Below are 19,066 nucleotides of genomic sequence, written 5' to 3' on the forward strand. Positions count from 1 at the left end.
TATTGTTATATATAATAAATCCATGCATTGTTTTAATACTGCATCTATGTATAAGAATGTTTATCAAAATATTAAGCAATTGTGTTGTTAACATTTTTTCAAGGGCTATTAAAGAGTACTTAAATATCACATTATTAATGGTTTTCTCTACGCTTAATATTTTGTAAATCAGATATTTATTATAGGAATTGATGCGGACATGTATACTATAACGACATTATTTCATATATACTTGTTAGCTGATATGATCGGCATAATGGTTGGTAAAAATTATTGGTGATAAATTTAAATGGTAAATTCTTGTCTAAAGGAGAGCACTGAATCTAGGTCGAGAGAAAAATGATATAATTGCAAAATAATTATGAAGATCATTTTTTCGTTTAATGCATAGGTATTTGAGTTAGAATAATTATCAAACAAGTATGAATTAATAATAAATACGATTGAACAAATATTAGTTTCTTTACAAAAATGACTAAGAAATTTATTGAGAAGATAACAAATATAGCGATACTTCATATTATCTGTATTTCATTATAATTTACAATGCTTTTAGAAATTCGGACTTTTGAATACACATCTGTGAATGATTTGAAATGGCTTACTATATAAAAATGATATAATTGGTATTATGTTTAATTAGATTTATGCAAATAATAATCTATTTTTAAGTTCTCATATATCGTGTAGAATGAGAATCACTACTCCACATCTCTCGTTTCACCTACTATTTTAATATAAACTATTTCAAATGAACCAAGAATTTAATCTTATGATTGTTGTAGTTATATTATGAAATAAACTACAATAGTCTTTCAAATTCTATTTATTCATTTTATATATTTCTGAGATTATTCAATTATTATATTTCCTACATCAATAAAAAAATCAAAGTAAACTTACTCTGGACTTTTATCTATTTATTTTTTATAGAATTTATATTCAATAATCAATATCAGTTTAATGGAACCTTCTCGAAATTATAACCTAGCCATTTTAACTCTATTGAAGCCCCTATTCTATACATTATTCTGCATGTTCTAGCAAAGATATAAAAAGCAAGTTTGCTTTGTGGCTCAATCTTTTCATGACGAATCATACTTACTGCAGTCTCGCCACATTTACGTATAACTATCTCTAGGTCAGCAGCTTTCTCACTTTCTAGAGGGATCAATAGTATATCTCTTATAATATGTTCATCCATATCGTCGAAACCTTGTTCTCCGTAGAAATTCTTATAACCATATTTAGAGAATATTTCCCAATCTAAGTCCCATCCATATGCAACAGCCATACCAAGGAAACTAGCCCAAGCAACTGACACTGTCGGATAGTCAGGAATCTGTATTGCTGCATCTGCGATATATTCAGGAGCAATAACTTTCCAATAATCATCAATGTCGTCGGAATTAAGTAGCACTCCATCAAGCATTTTACATGCTGTACAGATTCGAAGTAATTCATTTTGAAGTTTCTCTTCGAAGACATCTAGATATCTATCTTCCATAAATAAGACTTAATAGTTAATTAGAAATGGCTACTTCCATCAAAACAATATGTACAAACCTTACATTTTGGTAGCCCAATTGCTTCAATTAAAGTTTCTAATGTATTGAACTTTAGAGAGTTAAGTCCAAAGCGTTCTCTTATTATCTCAACCATCTTTGTATATTCAGGAGAGTCAGTCTTTGCATATTTTTCAAGGTTTTTGTTAGGGTCACCTTCTAACTCTTCTATAATACGACGTGTGATAAGTTCCATTGGACTTTTTGATGCAGTAAATCCAACAAATTGGCAAGCGTAGATCAATGGTGGACACGCTATTCGCATATGAATCTCTTTAGCACCATATTCGTAAAGTACTTTTACATTGTCACGTAGCTGTGTTCCTCTAACAATAGAATCATCGCAGAAAAGTACCCTCTTATTTTGCAGAAGAGCTCTGTTGGGAATAAGTTTCATCTTAGCTACTAATGATCTCATTTCTTGATTACTAGGAGTGAAACTTCTTGGCCATGTAGGAGTATATTTTGCTATAGCTCTGTGATAAGGGATACCTTTTCCTTCTGCATAACCTGTCGCCATACCAACTCCTGAATCAGGAATGCCACAAGCACAGTCGGCTACCGAATTATCTTTCTTTCCCATTATGTAACCACTTCTGAAACGTACCTCCTCAACATTTTTACCTTCATAGAATGATGTAGGGAATCCGTAGTAAACCCATAAGAATGAGCATATCTGCATCTCCTCATTTGGTTTTCGAAGCTGTTCTATCTTATCTGATGTGAATCTTACAATTTCACCTGGTCCGACATATCTTTCTATTTCATAATCTAGATTTGGGAAGCTTGTCGATTCGCTTGAAGCTGCAAAAGCTCCATCTTTTTTACCTATTATAATTGGTGTTCTACCCAATTTATCTCGTGCAGCGATGATGCTTCCATCTTCACAAAGGATTAGTATTGAACAAGAACCTTTAATTTTATTGAAAAGGTTTTCAATACCATCGACGAAGTTTTTTCCCTGTATTATGAGTAGTGATATAAGTTCAGTCTGATTTGTTTTGCCGGAGCTAAGCTCTGTGAAATGCATGTTTTGAGCCAAAAGTTCTTTTTCTAACTCATCAATATTGCATATTTTAGCAACAGATGCGATAGCGAATCTACCGAAATGTGAACTTATAACAATGGGCTGTGCATCAGTATCACTGATAATTCCAATACCGGAATTTCCTTCAAATTTTGGCAACTCATCTTCAAATTTTGTTCTGAAATATGTACTTTCAAGATTGTGTATAGAACGGACAAATTCTCCTTTTTGATTTAAAGTGGTAAGACCTCCCCTTTTTGTTCCAAGATGTGAATTATAGTCTGTGCCGTAGAATAGATCTGTATGACATCGGTTGCGTGAAGCAACACCAAAGAAACCTCCCATTGTATTTGTATTAAGAGTTAATGAATTTGTTTGCAAAAGTATAAATAAAATTCATGTTATTTACTCATGTAAGGACAAAAAATAAAGGATTTACTCGATGCAAATCCTTTATTTTAAATTATTCATTTTGTATTAAATTCTTCATCTATTTTATAACTAAAATAGGTGTATTTGCATGGAAAATCATTTTTCTAGCAATGCTTGGATTAAATAGTCGGGCAAATATATTCCGCTTATAATTTGTTATTGCAATCACATCTATATTCTCCTGTTTCACAAAATTGTCAAGGTTAGAAAGCAGATGATCCTCTTCTATAACATTGTATTCTATTTCAAGATCAGGATACTGTTTTTGGAAATAGACCTTCACTCCTGCCAACCTTATCTCATCCCAGGCATTCTTATCATTAGTTAGATTAATAAGTGATATCGAGAACTTGTATGGGGCAAACTCTTTCATTAATGTGTCGAAAGCAATGAGGTCGCGTTGATCAAATGTAGTAACAAAAGCTATCTTCCTTGCATCTTCAAATGTCTTAATAGGAGTATGTTCAGGAATAGCATATACAAAACACTTAGCCCTCTCGATTACTTCTGCAGTAACACTTCCTATAAGGTCAAGGTCTTTCTGACTCTTACCTCTTGTTCCCATGATAATAATTTGTGGGTTATATTCATTTGCATAGTGCAATATCTCCTCTTCCGGGATACCATCACGCAGAACACACTTATACTTTACGTCAGGAAATTCCTTTGATGCGATTTTCTCCTTTATAGAGTCGGATAATTTGTTTAGTTCAATGTGAATACTATCCAACATGGTCTTGTATGAGTCCTCATTTTCAACTTGAAGATTGAAGCTATCAGATCCGTAAGGTAGTGATGGATAGTAGATTGGGCTGAAATAGACATGTAGCAATACAACTTCCGAATTAGTAGCTTTTGCAAATGAGAATCCTATCCTACATGCAATAAGAGAGTAATCAGAGAAGTCGATAGGAATAAGTACCTTTCTTTTTTTATCAAAATCGTCGTTGCCACCCTCCTTCTCTTTTACTATATCATCGGCAAGCCATGCTGAGCTTTCAATGATGGATAGAGCCTTTGGAAGGTCAGATTCTTTTATTCTAACTCTTACTCCAGTAGAGATTATTGGCTGGATAAGATTAATATTATGAATATACGATTCTATTCCTTCGTTTGCCAACACATTCTTGAGGATTTGCGCTTTGGCATAAGTCAAGATAGCTAGAGTAACAAGTTTATCTTCCATAACTTCTTTTTTTATTATAACATAAATCCCAAGAGAATTGTTTATAATCTCTTGGGATTTTCTTAATTTTTTTAAGCTATTTCTTTATTTTTCTCTTTTAAAATCATAAGAGCTTTGTCCAAAACAGTTGTATCATCTAACATAACCAATCCTCCGTCGGGTCCCGGTTCAATATGGATACCTACCGATTTACCGTAAACAAAGTTATGTCCTCCGAAGAAATTTCTTACTGTATCAACAGTAAGATTCAATTCATCTGCAATTCTATGCATGCTTCCGGTTGGTAAAGAATCTTTTATTTTACGCAACTCATTGAATGTAATAGTCCTATTCATAGCGTATTATTTTTAAGTTAATTATCATCGGTTATTTATCAAATCACAGCATAAACATAATAAATTAATGATATAATTCAAATTTTATATGATGAATTTTTATTGATACTTTATAATTGATTCTAAAACATGCTGGAGAGCATCAAACTAAGGATCGAAATTAAAATCAATGTAAGAATGAATGTGAGGTAAAGTATTGAGATCTCATTCGAATGATACTTTTTCGAATAGTATGATGAAGCCGGTATATATTTATAGCAAATCTTCTTGTAGAGGTAGTATACAGAGACACCACACAAAATACCTACAATTATACCTGCAATTATATCACCAGGGAAATGAACTCCTAAATATATTCTCGAGTATGAACTTAAGCATGCCCAAGTCAGCATAATGAACAATACTGATTTTCTCCTTACCAGCATGTAGATGAATGTAGTTATAGCAAACGTGTTTGCTGCATGACTTGAGATAAAGCCAAATCTCCCACCCTTGTATCCTCTTACAGTATCTACAATATTCATTATCTGAGGGTCGTGTGTTGGTCGCCATCTGTGAAACAACGGTTTGAATATACCAGAAGAAATTTGATCGGCAACAGTTACTACCAGAGCGATAGCTATGACGGTAAACAAAAAAGTCTTGATGTCACAGTTCTTATATATCATATACAGCAATGCTATTGCTGTAGGTATCCATATATATGAAGTGGTAGCGAACCACATAAATCCATCAAGGAATAGTGAATCGCTACCATTTAACTTTAGCAATAACTCTTTATCAAATTGTATGATACTGTTTATATCCATAAATCAGAGTCTAAATTATTTCTATATCTTTTGTTTGTACCCAACCTACGTTTCCATCTTCAAGTTTAATCTCTTTCCAATTCTTCATGGTATTGTCCTTTATAGTCACTTTTGTACCTTCGTGAAGTACGAAAAGATCGGTTCCCTCTCCGTTAGGAGTGTTCTTTATAGGCACGCTTGGAGTCATGATAATAGCACTGTCATGGCTTATTAATTCTGTTTTCTTTTCATAAGCAAATACATTTGATGTCAGACAGATAACTAACATTGCAATAGCCGATATGAATCCTATTTTCCTATAGATCACTTTATTACCAAAGATGTAAAGAGCAACCATAAGAAGAGTAATTATGAAAGTAACGATGGCAAGGTTGGCCCAGCTCTTCTCACTCTGTGTATTTATCAGATCTTTGGTCCAGGTAATGAAGAACATTTCGCTTGCCGGTGTAATCTTATCTACTGTCTTACTCTTTACAAATTCAAGGCTCGCTCTAGTATCATTATCTCCTGGATTTAGTAGAAGAGCCCTTTCGTAATTCAATATTGCTTTAGCAATTTCATTCTGTTTGTAGTAACTGTTGCCAAGATTATTATACACATCAGCCGACTCACCATTTTTTTGAAGCAGTTCCTCATATATTTGAGCAGCTTTAGCGAAGTTTTTCTTAGCGTAAGCATCATCAGCCTGTGCCTTAGTCTGTGCATTTAAAAGGAAGCAGCTACACAGCAATATAAATATTATATATATTTTTTTCATAATAGTCCTCTCCTCTTCTTTCAATGTTTAATACTATTTTCCATCTTGCTTATTACATTTATAGCAGATGAGTAAACCTTATCCATCGCTTCATTTGGATTACCTGGAGCATATCTTGCGAACTCACACTCATTAAGAGTATTGATGAACTCATTTTTCAGCTCTTCAGAGACTTCGTGGTCATTTAGCTTCTCTTCAATATTATCTTTTGAAAGCTGTGAAACCGGTATGTTCAACTTGTCACTAATATATCCCCACAATGCTTTCAACACCTCGTCATAGAATGCATCTCTCTTCTTCTCAGCAAGGAGTTTTCCAGCAAGACGCATACGTTTTGTAGCTACCTTATTAGCTTTTTTGGTCTTAACCTTAGCGACATTGGCATTCTCTATGGCCTTCTTTCTATAGATGATTACGAAAGCGGCAAATAGTATAAATGGTATTATAAACCAGAGTAAGTATGCAACAGAACCAAAGAAGTAGTCTCCTTTTGGTGTGAATGTTGTATCTCCTGTTTTGATATATCTTACATCATTTGCTAATACCTTTACATCTTCCTTGTTGGTAAAGTTAGCAATAATCTGATCTGCATTTCCTGCACCTTTCTCTACCTTAAGAGGGAAAGACTGAGTCTTTATTGTCTTGTATGAGTTGCTGCCCAAGTCGAAATAAGTGAACTCGATAGGTGGTATGGTAAAGTCTCCTGCCTGTCTTGGTATAGCAAGATATTCAATGACTTTATTACCGTTAAGACCATTTCTTGTGAGGTTGAATTTATTATCAACCTTCGGATCGTATGTCTCAAAATCTTCAGGGAACTTTATCTCAGGAGTTTTAATAAGCTTCAGGTTACCTGTACCCGAAATGACAACCTTAATGGTAATGGCATCATTAGTTCTAAGCTGTGATGTATTAGCTGATGCACTGATAGTAAACTTGCCCACAGCGCCTGAAAAATTAGCAGGTTTTGATGGCAGAGGTTTTACGTTTATAGTAATCTTAGGAGTTACAATCTTCTTCTTTACCTCCTGAACACCTCCTCCATTGAACAGAGCCTCGAAAGGATCATCTGAACCGACTCTCTGTTGGATAATACCCTCGAATGTCAGTGAAGGTATCTGAAGCTTTCCTGTCTGTTGTGGAAATAGGACATATTGACTCCATACTGTTGTATTATAGTTTCTCCCATTATAACGCTCCAAAGAGAATGACTTTTGCTGTGGAAGAGGAACTTCCTGATTATGGAAACCGTTGAAATCAGGAGCTTCCGGTATAAGCTGAACAAGATTTACAAGAGTATAGACTTTATATGTAACCAATATAGCTTCCTGCTCGTATACGTTGGTACGGTTGGCTGTGACAGTAATGAAGAGGTCATCTTTTGATATTCTAGTACTTGAGGAACGGGATGATGAGCTTCTACTATTACCCCCTGATACTCCACCTGCTTTATCAGGAGGAAGAACCTTTATCCTTACAGAGTTTGATGTAATATTACTTCCATCTACATTAGCTGAAGCTGCAGGGATGGTGAAAGTACCCTCTTTATCTGCCAAAAGAATATATGTATATGTCAGAGTACTTGAAGATGAAACTTTTCCGTTCACAATACTTGTGCTGCTCTGCTGTGAACGGCTAGGGCCCATAAGTACCTCAAATCCTTTCATTGATGGAGCACGGAAGTCGCGAACATTTTGATTATTAAATGTATAAGTCAGCCTGAACTGATCACCGCTTACTACAACATCTGGTGCAGAAGCGACTACAGATACATTATCAGCATAAACAAATGCCGAGAGTGTTATAAATATTAAGAAAAATAATTTCCTCATCTCATTCAAAATTTAATTCACAAAAATATACAATTACCAGTCTTTATCCAACTTTTTGCCTTGAATCTGGATCTGCTTCTTTACTTTATCCTGTATATCTTTCTCATCCTGAGTCACAGCATTAAGAAGTTGTTCAGCATTCTCTTTTGACATTTGGCTCTTGTTCTGTTGTTGTTTGTTATTATTGTTCTGGTTTTGATTCTTATCCTTATTTTGATCTTTCTTGTTTTGATCTTTCTTATCGTCCTTCTGATCCTGTTTCTTCTGATCTTTCTTATCCTTATTCTGTTGTTGCTGTTGTTCTTTCAGCATTTTCTGTGCGAGAGCAAGATTGTATCTTGTCTCATTATCCTTAGGATTTCTCTTCAGAGATTCTTTGTACATTTCGATACACTCAGGATATTTCTTAGAAGTCTGCAAGATAACTCCCATGTTATGATAAATCTGGGCCAGCTTTCCTTTATCTTTCTCTATTTTTGCTGTAGATTGATACATCTCCATAGCCTCCTTAGCCTTTTGCTGCATAAGGAGTGAGTTTGCCAGGTTGAACATGGCATCTGTTGACTGAGGATTCTTTTCCAATGCTTTTCTGTAGTCAACCTCTGCTTTTACAAAAACACTGTCGTTATAGAGTTTATTTCCACTACGGATATAATCTCTGTAACTCTTCTGAGCAAAGCAGCCACCTGAAATGCAGAGCATGAAAAAAAGTATATATATTTTTTGTAGCATAAGTCATTTATTTAAATAGTCTGACATTTTTGAATAAAGGATTCTTACGATCCAATAATATCATCTCAATTATTAAAATGATAAAAATCAACCATGCAATAGCCTGGAACTGTTCGTTATATTCGCTGTAAACCTGACTCTCAACATCTGTTTTTGAAAGCTTACCAATCTCGCTGTTCAATAGACGTTCTGCTGAGTTTGTGTTATCAACACGAATATACATGCCATTACCGGCTTTAGCCAGATCCTTACACATCTGCTCATTAAGACGGGTTATGATTACATTGCCCTCTCTGTCCTGACGGAAGTTATTACTTCCATTGCCAACAGGTATTGGAGAGCCATCAGGAGAACCTATACCGAGAACAAAAACGTGAATACCTTCTTGCAGCCTCAGTTGCAGCTTCTACAGCACCACCTTCATGGTTCTCTCCATCTGTGATTAGTATTATAGCTCTTGCTACATTTTCCTGTTGTGTAAAACTCTTCATTGCAAGATTAATAGCTCCTCCAATATCAGTACCTTGAGTAGTAATCAACTCAGGAGTAATAGATTCCAGGAACATCTTTGCCGATATGTAATCGCTTGTAATAGGTAGCTGAGTAAAGGCTTCACCCGCAAATACGTTGAGTCCTATCTTATCATTATTAAATGTATCGATAAGACGTGAAATCAGTTTCTTTGCTTTCTCAAGCCTGCTTGGAGTGACATCCTCAGCGAGCATTGAGTTAGATATATCAAGTGCAATCACTGTTTCCACTCCTGCCCTTTTTACTGTTTCCAGTTTAGAACCGAATTGTGGTCTGGCCAACATCAATATAGTAAGTGTAAGAGCAGAAAACATAAGCCAGAATTTAATGTCCGGTCTATATTTTGATATGTTAGGCATCAACTCTTTCAAGAGTTTTGGGTCACCATATTTTTTTATTCTATTGCGGCGTTTCCAGTTTGAATATAAGTACAACGCAACGATAAACGGCAATATGATAAGCAAATATAGATAATATGGGTCTGCGAATCGAAACATAACTTTCTTGTTTTAAGGTATTTTCTTTAATAGAGTATTACGGAGGATTATCTCTAAAAGAATACAGATGAATGCTATAATTGCAAATATCTGATACTCTTCCTCACGCGTACTGAACTCTTTTACATTCAGCTTAGTCTTCTCTAATTGATCAATTTCTTTATATACAGCCTTCAACTTATCTGTACTTGTAGCACGGAAATAGTTACCATCTGTTGCCCCGGCAATCTCAGTAAGAGTCTTTTCGTCAATCTCCACTGGAACATTTACATACTGCACTCCGGCATAAGTTGGCATTGGATATGGTGCGGTACCATTTGTTCCCACACCTATAGTATATACACGGATTCCGAATTGTTTTGCTATATCTGCAGCTGTCGATGGAGATATATCGCCACGGTTGTTGCTACCATCTGTAAGAAGTATTATAACCTTCGATTTTGCCTTGCTGTCTTTAAGTCTTGATACAGCGTTGGCAACTCCCATACCTATGGCAGTTCCATCCTCAATAAGTCCTTTCTGTGCAATATCACATTTAATGCCATTAAACAAGTTCAGTAGCACTGCGTGGTCAACAGTTAGCGGACATTGAGTGAATGCCTCTCCGGCAAAGATTGTAAGACCAATGTTATCGTTTGGGCGTCCGTTGATAAATTCTGTTGCTACCTCTTTGGCAGCCTCAATTCTGTTTGGTCTGAGGTCTTCTGCAAGCATACTTGTAGAGACGTCCATCGCAAGCATTATATCTATTCCTTCTATCTCAGAATTTTGCCAGTTATCAGTTGTCTGAGGACGTGCCAGAATTAAAATAATCATAATTATAGTGATGATACGCAACAGGAATGGTGCATGCATCATATAATTTCTCCATGTCTTGGGTGCATTTAGATACATCCTCGTTGTGGAGATCTGTAGTGATGGTTCTGTCTTTTTTCGCCTTAATATATACCATGCAATGTATGGTATCAATAAAATCAGCAAAAATAGATATTCAATATTTGCAAAAGTCATCTTCTTAATTTTTTAATATTATGCTACCATAGGTAGTATATGTCACGTACAATTATATAGAGGATAATAATACCGGCTATGATAAGTGCACCTATGCAACTCATTAATATAATTCTACCAATTTTAGAACGTTTTTCCTCAATAGTGATCTCAGTCGGCTGAGGTTTCTCATTTGGATCGGGTTCAATCTTGGTATCGTTTATAAACTCTACTGCATTGACAAGGTTCATATCGTTCTCGTTCATAAGAGGAGAATGTTTTGCAAACTTCACCAGGTCGGCAGTATGGAATAGTTCTACAAGATCCTTTATTGACTCTTTATCCTTTTCACGACTAAGCATATCAATAATTTCACCAGAGGTCATCTCCATTGCATTGAAACCAAATCTCTTTTCCATATATGTTCTAAGCACATCTGTAAGTTCTGTATAGTAAGCCTTAGGATCAGATATACGTAGATTCTTATCAGCCTTAATCTCTTCAATCTTCTTGAGAGCCTCCTGATGAGGTGGCAGTTTTGGCTCAATCTTTATTCTCTTAATGATAGGTTTATTGTCCTTATATCGTTTGTATAGATAAAATCCAAGTGCACCAAAAGCAAATAGCAGTATTGATAAATATACTATAGTTGAAAGATCTTCCCATGTTATAGGAATTTTGCGTATATCCTTTGGCCCGAAGAACTTTTCAGGGTGAAGAGTATCAACAGGGATTGAATAGACCTTTAATGCAAGTGCTTTCGACATATACTTTTGACCATCTACAAGAACTTCCATCGGCGGCAGGTAGTAAAGTGCCGAGTCGAATGAAGTTATTGTATATTGCTGAGAAATAAGCATTCTCTTCTTGTCATTAAGATATTGTGTATCCGGTTTGGCAACATCAACCACTTCAACGCCTTTGATTATTGTGTCTTGAAAAAGAGGCAACTGAAGACGTTGTTTGGCATCCATGCTTACCTCGAGCTTAATCTTTGCCTGTTCGCCTATGAGCAACTGCAAAGAGTCGATACTTGCATTTACTGTCACATGCTGTGCAGAGACAGTATATGAAGATAGAGCAAGAGTTAATATAGCAAAGAACTTGCATGCACCTTTTGTTATATGTAATACTTTCATATTCATTAGTTTCGTTTTGCAAATAAGTTCAGTAATGATCTTACATAATCCTCATCAGTTCTTACAGATACATAGTCAACATTGCTTTTTGTGAAGATATCACTTAGTACATCCTGTTTCTTTTTCCACCACTCGCCATGAAGCATTCTAATCTTCTTGGATGATGTATCGATCCACTTTTCAACTCCTGTTTCTGCATCTCTGAAATTTACCAGACCTACATCAGGAAGTTCGGCTATGCGTCTGTCGTATACCTGTATAGCAATAATATCATGTCTTCTGTTAGCAATGGTAAGTGCAGTGCTGTACTGATTTTCATCAATAAAGTCGCTGAGAATAAATGCAGTACACTTCTTCTTTATAACGTGAGTAAGATACTCTATTGCCACTTTAATATCTGTTTTCTTGCTCTCAGGCTTGAAGTCCAAAAGTTCACGTATGATAAATAGAATATGTTTACGACCTTTTTTAGGAGGAATAAATTTCTCTATCTTATCCGAGAAGAATATTACTCCGATCTTATCATTGTTCTGTATAGCCGAGAATGCAAGGGTAGCGGCAATCTCTGTTACCATATCCTTTTTGAACTGTGTCTCAGAGCCAAAGTCAAGAGAGTTTGAAACGTCGACAAGCAATATCACAGTGAGCTCTCTCTCCTCTTCGAACACCTTCACGAAAGGTTTGTTGTAACGAGCCGTAACATTCCAATCAATATCACGAACGTCGTCTCCGTATTGATATTCCCTGACTTCCGAAAAGGCCATACCCCTACCCTTGAAGGCAGAGTGATACTGACCTGCAAATATATTATTTGAAAGTCCTCTGGTCTTTATCTCTATCTGACGTACCCTTTTTAATAATTCGCTTGTTTCCATTCTATAAATTAAAATGCAGATTTTTAATATTCATAAAAATCTATGTTAACAAAATATTCGCATTATGGAAAAGGCGATCTACTAAGGCACTTCGACTTTATTTAGAATTTTGCTTATTATTTCGTCAGCAGTTACATTTGATGCCTCTGCTTCGTATGTAAGGCCGATACGGTGACGCATAACATCGTGAGCAACGGCACGTACATCCTCAGGGATAACATATCCGCGGCGTTTGATGAATGCATAACTTCTTGCTGCAAGAGCAAGGTTGATAGAGGCACGAGGTGAAGCACCGAAACCGATAAGATTTGTAAGTTCTTTCAAATCGTATTTCTCTGGGAAACGAGTTGCAAAGACTATATCAACGATATATTGTTCAATCTTCTCATCGATATAAACCTGACGTACAACTTTTCTAGCCTCTATAATTTCCTCTTTAGTAAGAATAGGACGGATATCTATCTTGTCACCAGAAATGTTCTGACGAATAATCTTCTTCTCCTCCTCAAGTTTTGGATAGCCGATAACTACTTTCATCATGAAACGGTCAACTTGAGCTTCTGGAAGTGGATATGTACCCTCCTGTTCAATTGGGTTCTGTGTAGCCAAAACTAGGAATGGTTCAGGGAGTTTGAATGTCTCTTTGCTAAGTGTAACCTGTCTCTCCTGCATAGCTTCCAAAAGTGCACTCTGTACTTTAGCCGGTGCACGGTTAATTTCATCTGCAAGTACGAAGTTTGCAAAAATAGGTCCCTTATTAGCTATAAACAGCTCATCTTTCTGACTGTATATCATTGTACCGATAACGTCGGCAGGCAACAAGTCCGGAGTAAACTGAATACGGCTATATTTTGCATCAATCAAAGATGCAAGCGTTTTGATTGCTAAAGTCTTTGCTAGTCCTGGTACACCTTCAAGAAGGATATGCCCGTCAGACAAAAGTCCAATAATTAAAGATTCAATCAAATGTTTCTGACCCACGATGACCTGGTCCATACCTGTCATCAAATTGGTTACAAATGCACTTTGTCCCTCTATTCGTTCGTTGAGTTCACGAATGTCAATTGCTTCAGCCATAATTTAAATATTTAAGTTTTTCATTTTTATTGTTTAATTACGAACCACACTTTTTTCTGTTCGTTTGATGAAGCCAAAATTACTCCATTTAATTAACTGAAACAATTAATTTTCATTAAAAAAGGAAAGCATTATATCAAATTTTAAAGCTTATTGAATTAAAGTTTTATAAAAGAACAATACTTTGGTAAAAGGCTTCTACCAGCGACAAAATATGTATGTTGTAAACTACAGTAAAGAAAAAAGCAAGTATAAATACTAAAAATTATACTTGCTTTTTTGATAATTAATTCTGGGGCTTCAGTTCCGGGACTTTAACTTTGGTACCTATTCTTACCTTGTTTCCATCCTCACCTAACGTCTCCTTATTATATTCCAATATATATTTATAAAGTTTCTTTGTTCCGTAATACTTCAAAGCTACCCTCATTATTGTTTCTCCCTCCTTCAGGGTGTGAGTAGTTTTTGTTCCGGAAATTTTATAACTTATGTTTTCATCATAATTACTATTTCCTGTGACACTGTTGCTTTCAACCTTAGGCTCAACCTTTACACTCTCGGTTTTCTTAGTAGCCTCCGGCTTTGTAGTATTAGCTTCAACTTTCTTATCTGTTGCACTGCTCTCTTTCTTAAGATTTTCCTCTTTAATGCTCTTTACGCTGTCTTGAATAACAGGAGCTACAGCTAAAGTATCAGGTATAGTGTCCGTACTGTTTTTAAGTGCAGTACTATCTACCGCAACAGGTTCAGGATTATCTAATGTTGTTGAAGAACCATAATTAAAATAGTAGTACAGAAAACCTGCAAAAGCAAGGATTAATATAATTGCAATATAGAGTAGTATATTGTACTTTTTCTCTTTACTGTTATCTTCTATCTGACTGTCATCATCTACCTCCTCATTCTCGTCATTATTGCTCTTGTCAATAGATTCATTGTCCTCTACCTTCTCTTCTTCAGTTTCATTTTCATACTCTGTTGCTGAAAGCTCAGTCAACTTTTCATTTATGATGTTAGTTGCGGCTATTTCTTCAACAACTTCTACTTCTTTAGCCTTAGGCTCTGTATGAACTTGTTCTTCAACTTCTGAATAGTCTTCTTCGAAAGTCTGCTCAAACTCTTCAGTCTGTATTGTCTCTTCAGCTTGATCTACATTCTCAGCCTGATCTACCTCTTCATCATCATTGATAATTTCCTCAGCTTCAGCAGATGTATCAGCAAAGCTAATTGGTAAAGTTTCTTCTTCGGCTTCTATCTTAACCTCATTGTCATCGATATTCTCAGCAGTAATTTCCTCTGAAATTTCACTCTCATCTTCAACGTTCTCTTCAACATTCACCTGCTCTTCTTCGGCATTTTCACTCTCCTCAACGAAGTTGTCAGTATCTAAGCTCTCCTCCTGAAGGTCCTCACTGGATTCATCTGATGATATATTTGATGGATTCTCAAGAATTACATCAGTATCCTCAAAGTTAGTACCATCATTAAGTATTACTGTATCGAAATGCGAGAATGGTTTATTGATTATATTTTTAAGAGTTGAATCCGGAATAAAAGATATTTTGGAATGTCCCTCAATTCTGAATCGTTCTCCTGAATTTACATTGATACTCTCTCTGCTGTCTACATCTATAAGTTTAAACGTTCCAAGTCCTTTGATTTTAACCAGTTTCTCGGTCGAAAGTGTATCTTCAATCAGGTCAAACATTCCTTTAACAAAAGCTTCGGCATCTTTTCTCTCCATAGAATGCTTTTGTATAAGACTTTCAATAATATCTTGTAGTGTGATTTTCTTATTCATCTCTTTAGATATATGGTTATTTAAACTTCTCTTTTAAAAGGCTGCTGGGTTTATATGATAAAACTAATTTTGGAGGAACCAACATTCTTTGCTGTGTTGCCGGGTTTACAGAAATTCTCTCGAGTTTCTTTTTCACCTCGAAAGTTCCAAATCCGTGAATAGAGATAATATTGCCCTCTTGAAGTTCTTGGGTCATAATACCAATTACAGAAGACGTTAGTTGCGAAATATCCTTGTTAGTATATCCCAACTTGGCAGATAGTTCCGATATGAATTCTTTATTGTTCAATGTTTGTATAATTAATTTAGTTGCTATTTTACAAAAAAAAACAATTACTTCCAAATTCTGTAAAATAATGTCATTTTATAACACCATAAAGATCATAATCTTCGCTATCAGTTATTTCTACATTGTAGAAATCTCCTATATTTAGTTCTTCCCCATTCATCTTTATCAAAACCTCAGGATCTACTTCAGGTGAATCGAACTCAGTTCTGCCTATATAGTATTCACCTTCTATCCTGTCAATGATAACTTTAAATGTCTTTCCTACTTTAGCCTCAGAGAGTTCTGCAGAGATAGTCTGTTGCATATCCATAATTTCATCAAGCCTTTTTTGCTTGACTTCGTGAGGTATAGCATCTTCATACTCTTTGGCGGCAAAAGTGCCCTCCTCTTCCGAATATGCAAAAGCTCCCATTCTGTCGAAACGAACCTTTCTTATGAACTCTTTAAGTTCTTCGAAATCTAGTTCGCCTTCTCCAGGGTGTCCCACCATAAGAGTGGTACGTATATGTATTCCTGGAACCTCTTTTCGTAGGTTCTCAATTAGTTCGTAAGTCTCCTTTTTGGTAACGTGACGACGCATTTTAGTAAGCATATTGTCACTTATGTGCTGCAAGGCAATGTCAAGATATTTACATACATTGTCGTTCTCTCTCATTACTCTCAATAGGTCAAGTGGGAAGTGTGAAGGGTATGCATAATGTAGTCTTATCCACTCCACGCCCTCTATCTGTGCCATCTTCTCTATTAGTTCAGGAAGCTTCTGATTTTTGTAAATATCTACTCCATAGTATGTCAGTTCCTGAGCAATTACTTGGAACTCTTTCACACCTTCACTTACAAGCTCTCTGACCTCATCGAGTATCTCTTCCATAGGTCTTGAAATGTGATTGCCTGTAATGATTGGAATTGCACAGTATGAGCATTTTCTGTCGCATCCTTCAGAAATTTTGAGGTATGCATAATGTTTAGGAGTCGTTATAGTACGCTCTACTGCAAGTTCTTTCTTGTATGTTTTGCCAAGATCTTCAAGCAACTCTTTCCAATTGAATTTACCGTAGAACTTATCTACTTGTGGAATCTCAACTGCCAGCTCCTTGAGATATCTTTCAGAGAGACATCCCATGACATATAGTTTTTTCAGTTTACCCTCCTCTTTAGCCTGGCAGAATTCCAGAATCATATTAATCGATTCCTCCTTTGCATCACCAATAAATCCGCAAGTATTAATTACTGCAATTTCTCCCTGAGGATTATCTGAATCATGAGTTACTTTATATCCGTTAGCTTCAAGTTGTTTGATCAACTTCTCTGAATCAACTAGGTTTTTTGAACAACCTAAAGTTATAATATCTACACTATTTCTTTTCATCAATTTTTTCCAAATAATGAGTCAACAAATTCTTTCTTACGGAAGACCTGCATATCCTCTATTCCTTCACCAAGTCCAATATATTTTACTGGTATTTTAAATTGATCTGATATTCCAATTACCACACCACCTTTGGCTGTTCCATCAAGTTTTGTAATAGCCATTGCTGTAACCTCTGTAGCCAAAGTAAACTGTTTAGCCTGTTCGAATGCATTCTGTCCTGTAGAGCCATCGAGTACCAATAGTACTTCATGAGGTGCATCAGGAACGACCTTCTTCATGACGTTCTTGATCTTTGTAAGCTCATTCATGAGGTTTATCTTGTTATGAAGTCTTCCTGCAGTGTCAATAATGACAACATCTGCATCGTTGGCAACAGCCGAACTAAGGGTATCAAAAGCAACCGAGGCAGGGTCAGCACCCATTTTCTGTTTGATGACCGGTACTCCTACTCTTCCTCCCCATATGTCAAGTTGCTCAACGGCAGCAGCGCGGAATGTATCGGCAGCGCCAAGGTACACCTTTTTACCTGCTTTCTTGAACTGATAAGCCAGTTTTCCTATTGTAGTAGTCTTACCTACACCGTTTACGCCAACCACCATTATGACGTATGGCTTTAGAGATTCAGGAGTGCTGAAATCTTCATTGTCCACATTGTTATTCTCTGTAAGCAATGAAGCTATTTCATCTCTAAGAATGCTATTCAGTTCCTGAGTATTGACATATTTATCTCTTTGAGCTCTCTCTTCAATTCTTTTGATAATTTTCAAAGTAGTCTCTACACCAACATCCGAAGTAATAAGTACCTCTTCAAGATTATCTAGTACCTCATCATCAATCTTTGACTTTCCGGCAACAGCTCGAGTTAATTTGTCAAAAACGCTCTCTTTTGTTTTTGACAAGCCTTTGTCTAAAGTCTCCTTCTTCTCTTTTGAAAAAAAACTGAATATGCCCATTTTAATCTTTTATATAATCTATTAATAATGCAAAGATAAAACTAATCTGCAACATTAAAAAAATAATGAAACGAATATATTGATGTTCAAATGTCTAGGTACAAAAAAAGTTCCTTTTCTGTTATAGAAAAGGAACTTTTTATATTATTTATGTCTATAAGAAATAATATAATTATTTCTTGAAGAAGTCTTGTACTTTTTCGTTAGGAACCATTTGTTCGTCAAAGATGTAAGCACCTGTTTTTGGAGATTTAACCATCTTGATAACCTTAGTATAAGAACGTCCTTCTTTACCTGTCTGAAGGGTTGCGACTGTTTTCTTTGCCATGGTTTATAATTATTTAATTTCTTTATGAACTGTTACTTTCTTCAAAATTGGGTTGTATTTCTTCAATTCCAATCTCTCAGTGGTATTTTTTCTGTTTTTTGTTGTAATATAACGAGAAGTGCCCGGCATACCACTATCCTTCATTTCTGTGCACTCAAGGATTACCTGTACTCTATTACCTTTAGCCTTTTTTGCCATAGTCTATCTCTTTTTAAAATTAAGCAATAATTTTGATGCTTTTCCAATCACAATAACCTTTTGCAACTGCTTCGTTCAATGCTGCATCAAGGCCTTTTTTATTAATAACACGTAAGCCGTTAGCAGATATATTCAAGCTAATCCAGCAGTCCTGTTCTACATAATAGAACTTCTTTGTAAACAAGTTCACATCAAAAGTTCTCTTAGTTCTTCTTTTTGAGTGTGATACGTTGTTGCCAATCATGGCTTTCTTCCCGGTAATTTGACAAATCTTCGACATTGCTATCTTATTTTTTACAGTTTTTTTAATGGTTATCTCAAACAGAGCGCAAAGTAACTCT

19 protein-coding genes and 1 pseudogene are annotated in these 19,066 nt (G+C 35.6%); all 20 read right to left on the reverse strand.

The window, feature by feature from the left end; translation table 11 throughout:
• Positions 1 to 955: 955 nt before the first annotated feature.
• Positions 956 to 1,507: a hypothetical protein gene (locus tag JCM15092_RS08235; protein WP_024994250.1), complete on the reverse strand. Its 552-nt coding sequence runs from the start codon at positions 1,505 to 1,507 to the stop codon at positions 956 to 958.
• A gap of 20 nt (positions 1,508 to 1,527) precedes the next feature.
• Positions 1,528 to 2,937, reverse strand: coding sequence for an amidophosphoribosyltransferase (locus tag JCM15092_RS08240; protein WP_024994251.1), 1,410 nt, complete (start codon positions 2,935 to 2,937; stop codon positions 1,528 to 1,530).
• Between the two features lie 145 nt (positions 2,938 to 3,082).
• The gene (locus JCM15092_RS08245; protein ID WP_024994252.1) at positions 3,083 to 4,210 is read right to left on the reverse strand and encodes a universal stress protein; all 1,128 of its coding nucleotides are present in this window, start codon (positions 4,208 to 4,210) and stop codon (positions 3,083 to 3,085) included.
• 71 nt (positions 4,211 to 4,281) lie between these two features.
• The gene (locus JCM15092_RS15465) at positions 4,282 to 4,545 is read right to left on the reverse strand and encodes a hypothetical protein (RefSeq protein ID WP_034541774.1); all 264 of its coding nucleotides are present in this window, start codon (positions 4,543 to 4,545) and stop codon (positions 4,282 to 4,284) included.
• A 122-nt stretch (positions 4,546 to 4,667) separates the two neighbouring features.
• Entirely contained in the window at positions 4,668 to 5,354 is a 687-nt protein-coding gene (locus JCM15092_RS08255; RefSeq protein WP_024994253.1) for a phosphatase PAP2 family protein, read from the reverse strand.
• Positions 5,355 to 5,364: 10 nt separating this feature from the next.
• Positions 5,365 to 6,111 carry a tetratricopeptide repeat protein gene (locus JCM15092_RS08260; RefSeq protein WP_024994254.1) on the reverse strand — a complete coding sequence of 249 codons (747 nt, stop codon included), beginning with the start codon at positions 6,109 to 6,111 and terminating at the stop codon, positions 5,365 to 5,367.
• A 20-nt stretch (positions 6,112 to 6,131) separates the two neighbouring features.
• Positions 6,132 to 7,943 (reverse strand): BatD family protein, encoded by a 1,812-nt coding sequence (locus JCM15092_RS08265; RefSeq protein ID WP_024994255.1) that lies wholly within the window; start codon positions 7,941 to 7,943, stop codon positions 6,132 to 6,134.
• 33 nt (positions 7,944 to 7,976) lie between these two features.
• The gene (locus JCM15092_RS08270; protein ID WP_024994256.1) at positions 7,977 to 8,675 is read right to left on the reverse strand and encodes a tetratricopeptide repeat protein; all 699 of its coding nucleotides are present in this window, start codon (positions 8,673 to 8,675) and stop codon (positions 7,977 to 7,979) included.
• Between the two features lie 7 nt (positions 8,676 to 8,682).
• Positions 8,683 to 9,703: pseudogene (locus tag JCM15092_RS15470) on the reverse strand (vWA domain-containing protein).
• 12 nt (positions 9,704 to 9,715) lie between these two features.
• Complete coding sequence (locus JCM15092_RS08280) at positions 9,716 to 10,714, reverse strand: vWA domain-containing protein (protein ID WP_024994257.1); 999 nt, start codon at positions 10,712 to 10,714, stop codon at positions 9,716 to 9,718.
• Between the two features lie 23 nt (positions 10,715 to 10,737).
• A complete protein-coding gene (locus tag JCM15092_RS08285; RefSeq protein ID WP_024994258.1) occupies positions 10,738 to 11,832 on the reverse strand; it encodes a membrane exported protein in 1,095 nt (364 codons plus the stop codon).
• A gap of 5 nt (positions 11,833 to 11,837) precedes the next feature.
• Positions 11,838 to 12,707 carry a DUF58 domain-containing protein gene (locus tag JCM15092_RS08290; protein WP_024994259.1) on the reverse strand — a complete coding sequence of 290 codons (870 nt, stop codon included), beginning with the start codon at positions 12,705 to 12,707 and terminating at the stop codon, positions 11,838 to 11,840.
• A gap of 81 nt (positions 12,708 to 12,788) precedes the next feature.
• On the reverse strand, positions 12,789 to 13,784 hold the full coding sequence (locus tag JCM15092_RS08295; RefSeq protein ID WP_024994260.1) for an AAA family ATPase: 996 nt from the start codon (positions 13,782 to 13,784) through the stop codon (positions 12,789 to 12,791).
• Positions 13,785 to 14,070: 286 nt separating this feature from the next.
• Positions 14,071 to 15,585: an HU family DNA-binding protein gene (locus JCM15092_RS16595; RefSeq protein ID WP_024994261.1), complete on the reverse strand. Its 1,515-nt coding sequence runs from the start codon at positions 15,583 to 15,585 to the stop codon at positions 14,071 to 14,073.
• Positions 15,586 to 15,601: 16 nt separating this feature from the next.
• Positions 15,602 to 15,874 carry an HU family DNA-binding protein gene (locus JCM15092_RS08305; RefSeq protein ID WP_024994262.1) on the reverse strand — a complete coding sequence of 91 codons (273 nt, stop codon included), beginning with the start codon at positions 15,872 to 15,874 and terminating at the stop codon, positions 15,602 to 15,604.
• Positions 15,875 to 15,944: 70 nt separating this feature from the next.
• A complete protein-coding gene (rimO, locus tag JCM15092_RS08310; protein ID WP_024994263.1) occupies positions 15,945 to 17,243 on the reverse strand; it encodes a 30S ribosomal protein S12 methylthiotransferase RimO in 1,299 nt (432 codons plus the stop codon).
• On the reverse strand, positions 17,243 to 18,199 hold the full coding sequence (ftsY, locus tag JCM15092_RS08315) for a signal recognition particle-docking protein FtsY (RefSeq protein ID WP_024994264.1): 957 nt from the start codon (positions 18,197 to 18,199) through the stop codon (positions 17,243 to 17,245). Before ftsY ends, rimO begins: the two co-directional genes overlap by 1 nt.
• A gap of 172 nt (positions 18,200 to 18,371) precedes the next feature.
• Positions 18,372 to 18,527 carry a DUF4295 domain-containing protein gene (locus tag JCM15092_RS16855; RefSeq protein ID WP_005841293.1) on the reverse strand — a complete coding sequence of 52 codons (156 nt, stop codon included), beginning with the start codon at positions 18,525 to 18,527 and terminating at the stop codon, positions 18,372 to 18,374.
• A 9-nt stretch (positions 18,528 to 18,536) separates the two neighbouring features.
• Positions 18,537 to 18,725, reverse strand: coding sequence for a 50S ribosomal protein L33 (gene rpmG / locus JCM15092_RS08325; RefSeq protein WP_024994265.1), 189 nt, complete (start codon positions 18,723 to 18,725; stop codon positions 18,537 to 18,539).
• A gap of 19 nt (positions 18,726 to 18,744) precedes the next feature.
• Positions 18,745 to 19,005 carry a 50S ribosomal protein L28 gene (rpmB, locus tag JCM15092_RS08330; RefSeq protein WP_024994266.1) on the reverse strand — a complete coding sequence of 87 codons (261 nt, stop codon included), beginning with the start codon at positions 19,003 to 19,005 and terminating at the stop codon, positions 18,745 to 18,747.
• Positions 19,006 to 19,066 lie beyond the last annotated feature (61 nt).

The organism is Phocaeicola paurosaccharolyticus JCM 15092, assembly GCF_000613805.1.
Classification (GTDB): Bacteria; Bacteroidota; Bacteroidia; order Bacteroidales; family Bacteroidaceae; genus Phocaeicola; species Phocaeicola paurosaccharolyticus.